General features: G+C 74.0%; 5 protein-coding genes and 1 tRNA gene. 1 reads left to right on the top strand and 5 read right to left on the bottom strand.

What is annotated here, in order from left to right:
• Positions 1-70: 70 nt before the first annotated feature.
• The gene (locus HCN52_RS20855) at positions 71-739 is read right to left on the bottom strand and encodes an ANTAR domain-containing response regulator (RefSeq protein WP_312876809.1); all 669 of its coding nucleotides are present in this window, start codon (positions 737-739) and stop codon (positions 71-73) included.
• Between the two features lie 99 nt (positions 740-838).
• Here HCN52_RS20855 and HCN52_RS20850 point away from each other — a divergent pair.
• A tRNA-Leu gene (locus HCN52_RS20850) sits at positions 839-911 on the top strand.
• Positions 912-1,101: 190 nt separating this feature from the next.
• On the opposite strand, the gene HCN52_RS20845 is transcribed toward HCN52_RS20850, so the two are convergent.
• From HCN52_RS20845 to HCN52_RS20830, 4 genes are all read right to left on the bottom strand, one after another.
• On the bottom strand, positions 1,102-1,725 hold the full coding sequence (locus HCN52_RS20845) for an L-threonylcarbamoyladenylate synthase (protein ID WP_168089993.1): 624 nt from the start codon (positions 1,723-1,725) through the stop codon (positions 1,102-1,104).
• A 92-nt stretch (positions 1,726-1,817) separates the two neighbouring features.
• Entirely contained in the window at positions 1,818-3,239 is a 1,422-nt protein-coding gene (pyk, locus tag HCN52_RS20840) for a pyruvate kinase (protein WP_168089992.1), read from the bottom strand.
• Between the two features lie 164 nt (positions 3,240-3,403).
• Entirely contained in the window at positions 3,404-4,882 is a 1,479-nt protein-coding gene (locus HCN52_RS20835) for a lysine N(6)-hydroxylase/L-ornithine N(5)-oxygenase family protein (RefSeq protein ID WP_168089991.1), read from the bottom strand.
• A partial coding sequence (locus HCN52_RS20830; RefSeq protein WP_168089990.1) for a pyridoxal phosphate-dependent decarboxylase family protein occupies positions 4,879-6,127 on the bottom strand: 1,249 nt, incomplete at its 5' end. The genes HCN52_RS20830 and HCN52_RS20835, both read right to left, overlap by 4 nt.

Genomic DNA, 6,127 nt, shown 5'->3' with positions numbered 1-6,127 from the left:
GCCGGGCGGGGAGCGGTCCCCGCCCGGCGGCCCCGGGACGGTCTCGGTCGGCGGGCGTTCCCGCGCGGCGTCACTTGTTGCGGCGGCGCTCCTCGGCGTCCTCCAGTACGGCCTCGGCGACCTGCCGCATGGACAGCCGGCGGTCCATGGAGGTCTTCTGCACCCAGCGGAACGCGGCGGGCTCGGTCAGCCCGTACTGGGTCTGGAGCACGCTCTTGGCCCGGTCGACGAGCTTCCGGGTCTCCAGCCGCTCCGCGAGGTCGCTGACCTCCTGGGAGAGCGTGCGCAGTTCGTGGAAGCGGGAGACCGCGATCTCGATCGCGGGCACCACGTCCGTCTTGGAGAACGGCTTCACCAGGTAGGCCATGGCTCCGGCGTCACGCGCCCGCTCCACCAGCTCGCGCTGCGAGAAGGCCGTGAGCATCAGCACCGGTGCCAGCTGCTCCTCGGCGATCTTCTCGGCGGCGGAGATGCCGTCCATGACCGGCATCTTGACGTCGAGGATGACGAGGTCGGGCACGTGCTCACGGGCCAGTTCGACCGCCCGCTGGCCGTCACCGGCCTCGCCGACGACCGTGTACCCCTCCTCCTCCAGCATCTCCTTCAGGTCCAGGCGGATCAGCGCCTCGTCCTCGGCGATGACGACACGGGTCGTCTGCGGGGGTGTGTGGACGCCCGCCTCGGGCGCGGCGGTGTCGTCGCCCTGGGGTCCGGGCTCGGGAACGTCGGCGGTGCTCACGGGGCTCCTCGGGGGTTCTGCAGGCGGGGCACTCACGAGAGTACCCAGCTACGGTATGTTGGGCCCACGGCGGGTTCCGGCCCGTCGTGGCCGTTCGGCGCCCCGGTAGCCCAGTGGCAGAGGCAGTGCTCTCAAACAGCATTCAGCGTGGGTTCGAATCCCACCCGGGGCACCCGCACCCCCGTGCGACCTGCCAGGGGCCGCGTTACCGCAGCCGCTGGGCGCGGGGTACTCACCCCGCAGCGCGCGCCACCGTCTCGCACGCTCGCCCACCTGGCTGATTCCGCGCCCGCCGCTCGACGCCCGCGCCGACCGCCGGTCGGGGGGGCCGCCACGGTCGTGGCCGGCACGGCCCGGTCCGCCTACTCGAACCGGGAGACGTCGCCCGCTCCTCGCCGCACGATCTCCGCCCCGCCCTCGGAGAAGTCCACCACCGTCGTGGGCTCGGTACCGCAGTCCTCTCCGGAGTCGATCACCGCGTCGACGACGTGGTCGAGCCGGTCCTGGATCTCCCAGCCCTGCGTGAGGGGTTCCTCCTCGTCGGGCAGCAGCAGGGTGCTGGAGACCAGCGGCTCGCCCAGCTCGGCCAGGAGCGCCCGGACCACGACGTGGTCGGGGAGCCGCACACCGACCGTCTTCTTCTTCGGGTGCAGCAGGCGGCGCGGCACCTCCTTGGTCGCGGGCAGGATGAAGGTGTAGCTGCCCGGCGTCGCGGACCTGATCGCCCGGAAGACGGTGTTGTCGATCTGCACCAGCCGTCCGAGCTGGGCGAAGTCCTGGCAGACGAGCGTGAAGTGGTGGCGGTCGTCGAGCCGGCGGATCGTGCGGATGCGGTCCAGGCCCTCGCTGTTGCCCATCCGGCACCCCAGCGCGTAGCAGGAGTCGGTGGGGTACGCGATCACCGCCCCCGCGCGGAGGCTCTCGGCCACGGTGGTCATGGTCCGAGGCTGGGGGTTCTCGGGGTGCACGTCGAAATACTTGGCCATCGGGCGAGCTTAGCCGCCGGGCCGTGGCGACCACCGGGCGCGGCGGGCGTGTCCCGCCGCGGCGCCGGAGGCCGGTGGGAGCGGCGGGCGGGCTAGCGTTCGCCGATGTGGTGGACGCGGACCAGGTTGGTGGTACCCGGGACTCCCGGCGGCGAGCCGGCCGTCATCACGACGGTCTCGCCCTTCTCGCACCGCCCCATGCGCCGCAGCCGGCCGTCGAGCAGTTCGACCATGGCGTCGGTGCTGTCGACGGTCGGCACGACGTGCGCCTCCACACCCCAGGTGAGGCTCAGTTGGTTGCAGGTCTGCTGGTCCGGCGTGAACGCCATCACGGGAATCGGCGAGCGGTACCGCGACAACCGCCGGACCGTGTCACCCGATTGTGTGAAGGCGACCAGCAGGGAGGCACCGAGGAAGTCGCCGATGTCGGCGGCGGCGCGGGCCACCGCGCCCGGCTGGGTGTGCGGCTTGGTGGCCTCGGTCAGCGGCGGCAGGCCGCGCGAGAGCATCTCCGTCTCCGCCGCGGCGACGATCCGGCCCATGGTCCGCACGGTCTCGTTGGGATACGCCCCGACGCTGGTCTCACCGGAGAGCATGACCGCGTCCGCGCCGTCCAGCACGGCGTTGGCGACGTCGGACGCCTCCGCGCGGGTCGGGCGTGAGGCGTTGATCATCGACTCCAGCATCTGCGTGGCGACGATGACCGGCTTGGCGTTGCGCTTGGCGAGCTTCACGGCGCGCTTCTGGACCAGCGGCACGTCCTCCAGCGGCACCTCGACGCCGAGGTCGCCGCGGGCGACCATGATGCCGTCGAAGGCGTCGACGATGTCCTGGAGGTTCTCCTCGGCCTGCGGCTTCTCGATCTTGGCGATGACCGGCAGGAAGCGGCCCTCCTCCGCCATGATCCGGTGCACGTCCTTGATGTCGTCCCCGGCGCGGACGAACGAGAGGGCGATGAGGTCCACGCCGGTGCGCAGCGCCCACCGCAGGTCCTCGACGTCCTTGGCCGACAGCGCCGGCACGGAGACCGCCACCCCCGGGAGGTTCAGTCCCTTGTGGTCGGAGACCAGGCCGCCCTCCACCACCGTGGTCACCACGTCGGTGCCCTCGACCGCCTCGACCTCCAGTGCGACGCGGCCGTCGTCGATGAGGATGCGCTCACCGGCGCTCACGTCGGCGCAGAGCCCGCCGTAGGTGGTGGAGCACCGGTGCTGGTCGCCCTCGACGGCGTCGGTGGTGATGCGGAAGGTGTCACCGGCCTCCAGCAGGGCCGGGCCGTCGCGGAAGACGCCGAGCCGGATCTTCGGCCCCTGGAGGTCGGCGAGGACACCGATGCCGCGGCCGGCCTCGCGAGCCGCCTGCCGCACCCGGTGGTAGCGCTGTTCGTGTTCGGCGTGCGCACCGTGGCTGAGGTTGAGGCGGGCCACGTTCATGCCCGCTTCGACGAGCCCGGTGATCTGCTCGTACGAGTCGGTGGCCGGACCAAGGGTGCAGACGATTTTCGCTCGGCGCATACTCCCGACTCTAGGACGTACCCGACGGTAGGAATGACCATCCGGAAACCGAAAACCCTTCGGCCGCGCATCCGTTTCACGTTTTCCGCGCGCACCCCGGCGCATGGTCGCCACATGACGGAGAACGCGCTCCGATGAGCGCGTTCTCCGGGTGCCACGGGGATTCAGGCGACCGGTGGGGCGGGCGCGTCGGCCGGGGCGGCGGGGGCGGACCGGAGGCCGAAGGTGGTGAAGGCGGTCCGTTCGGGCAGCGGGTACGGCCGCCCGTCGACCACCTGGTTGAGGATGGTGGCGGACCGGTGCGCCATCAGTCCGAGGTCCGGGGTCCCGACCCCGTGGGTGTGGCGCTCGCCGCCCGCGACGAACAGCCGCCCGGTGACGCCCTCCTCCAGCTCCAGCCGGTAGTCCTCGGTCACCAGTGGCCGCCCGGCGGCGTCGCGGCGGACTGCGGCGGCCAGGTCGCCGAGCAGCGGTTCCAGCGGCGCGTCGCGGTAGCCGGTGGCGAGGACGACGGCGCCGGTGGTGAGGGCGGCGGTGGTCCGCTGCTCCGCGTGGGCCAGGTGCAGGTCGAGGGCGCCGTCGCCGCGGCGCTCCAGGGCCCGGACCGCCACCCCCGGGGTCATGACGGCGTCGGGCCAGCCCGACCGCTGGGCACGGCCCAGGAGTTCGCCGTGGATGGCGGCGAGCGTGTCGTGGTCGACCGCCTTGTGCAGTTGCCACTGGCGGGCGGTCAGGGCGTCGCGGGTGGTCTCGGGCAGCGTGTGGAAGTAGCGGGTGTAGTCGGGGGTGAAGTGCTCCAGTCCGAGCTTGCTGTACTCCATCGGCGCGAACGCCGGTGAGCGGGTGAGCCAGTGGAGGCGCTCCGCGGCCGCGGGTCGTCGTCGCAGGAGATCCAGGAAGACCTCGGCGCCCGACTGGCCGGAGCCCACGACGGTGACGTGCCCGGCGGCGAGCAGCTGTTCCCGGTGGCGGAGGTAGTCGGCGGAGTGAACCACCGGTGCGCCGCCGGCGGGCGCCCCGAGCGCGGGGCGCAGGTGCTCCGGGACGTGCGGGCTGCTGCCGAGGGAGAGCGCGACGGCGCGGGCCTGGACCTCCCGCGCGCCCGCACCGCTGTCGGCGTCGCCGCCCGCGCCCTCCCCCGCCGCGGCGGGGCGGACCGCCAGCGTGAACAACTCCCGGTCGTGGTCCCAGGAGACGGACTCCACCCGGCGGCCGAACCGCACGCTCGCCAGCCGGTCGGCGGCCCAGCGGCAATAGGCGTCGTAGTCGGTGCGCTCGATGTGGAACGTCTCGGCGAAGTAGAAGGGGAACAGCCGCCCCTGAGCCCGCAGGTAGGCCAGGTAGCTCCAGGGGCTGGTCGGGTCGGCGAGGGTGACCAGGTCGGCGAGGAAGGGCACCTGGAGCGTCGTCCCCTCGATGAGCAGGCCGGGGTGCCACCGGAACGCGGGGCGCTGCTCGAACCAGGCGGCGCGCAGTGCGCGATGGCTGTCCGCCAGGGCGGCGAGGGAGAGTCCGGCGGGTCCGGCGCCCACTCCGGCGAGGTCGAGCGGCGGCCGGTCGGCCACCGAGGCGTGGGCCGGCGAAGCGGGCCGGGGACGGGGGGTGCCGGGGGGCGGGGCGTCGGGGCGGGGGGCGGTCGTCATGCGGGGGTGTCCTCGTCACGGTCGCGGGCGGCCTCGCGCACCAGCTTGAGCAGGGAGCGCAGGTCGGCGGTCTGGGTGTGCGGGTTGAGGATGGTGGCCTTCAGCCAGGTACCCGTCGCCCCGTCGGGTCCGGGGACGGTGGCGCGGCCGAGCACGGCGGAGCCGGCGTGCAGCAGTCGGCGGCGCAGCTCGGCCACCTCGGTGTCGCCGGCTCCGGCGGGCCGGAACAGCACCGTGGAGATGGACGGTCGGCCGTGCAGCTCGAACCACGGGTCGGCCGAGACGAGTTCGGCGAGTTCCTCCGCGGTGGCGCAGCACCGGTCCACCAGGTCGGCCAGACCGTCCTCGCCGAGCGCGCGGAGCGTGACGGCGATCTTCAGGATGTCGGGCCGCCGGGTGGTGCGCAGGGACCGGCCGAGGAGGTCGGGGAGACCGGCTTCGGTGTCGTCGTCGGCGTTGAGGTAGGGCGCGCGGTGCCCGAGCGGCGCGAGGTCCGCCGCCGCCGGGACCGTGAGCAGCCCGGCGGCGGCCGGCTGCCAGCCGAGCTTGTGCAGGTCGAGGGCGACGCTGTCCGCCCGCGCCAGCCCGGTGACCTTGTGGCGGTGGGTCGGGCTCAGCAGCAGCGTCCCGCCGTAGGCCGCGTCGATGTGCAGGCGGGCGCCGTGTGCGCCGGCGAGCTCGGCCAGCTCGGGCAGCGGGTCGATGGCGCCGGAGTCCGTGGTGCCGGCGGTGGCGAACAGCAGGGTGGGCGCCGCCGGGTCGGCGGCCAGCTCCTCGCGCACGGTCTCGGGGTCCAGGACGCCACGGGGGGTGGGCAGCACGACCGGCCCGGCCAGCCCCAGCAGCCAGGCGGCGCGGCTGACGCTGTGATGGGCGTTGGCGCCGCAGACCACGCGCAGGCCGGGCGGGAGCAGTTCCCGGGCGAGCAGTACGCCCAGCTGGTTGGACTCGGTGCCGCCGGTGGTCACCAGCGCGTCCGGGTGGTGGGCGGCGGGGTGGACCAGGGCGGCGAGCGCGGCGGTGGTGCGGGCCTCCAGGGCGGTGGCGGCCGGCGCCTGGTCCCAGGAGTCGAGCGAGGGGTTGAGCGCGCTGGCCGCGAGGTCGGCGGCGGCGGCGACCGCCAGCGGCGGGCAGTGGAGGTGGGCGGCGCAGTGCGGGTCGGCCGGGTCGGCGGCGCCTTCGGCCAGGGCCCGGACGAGGTCGCGCAGCGCCGGGTCGGCGCCGGTGCCGCGCTCGGGTATGACG

The sequence above is a fragment of the Streptomyces bohaiensis genome, assembly GCF_012033785.1.
GTDB lineage: Bacteria > Actinomycetota > Actinomycetes > Streptomycetales > Streptomycetaceae > Streptomyces > Streptomyces bohaiensis.
This window is presented reverse-complemented; position numbering and strand designations above follow the sequence as displayed.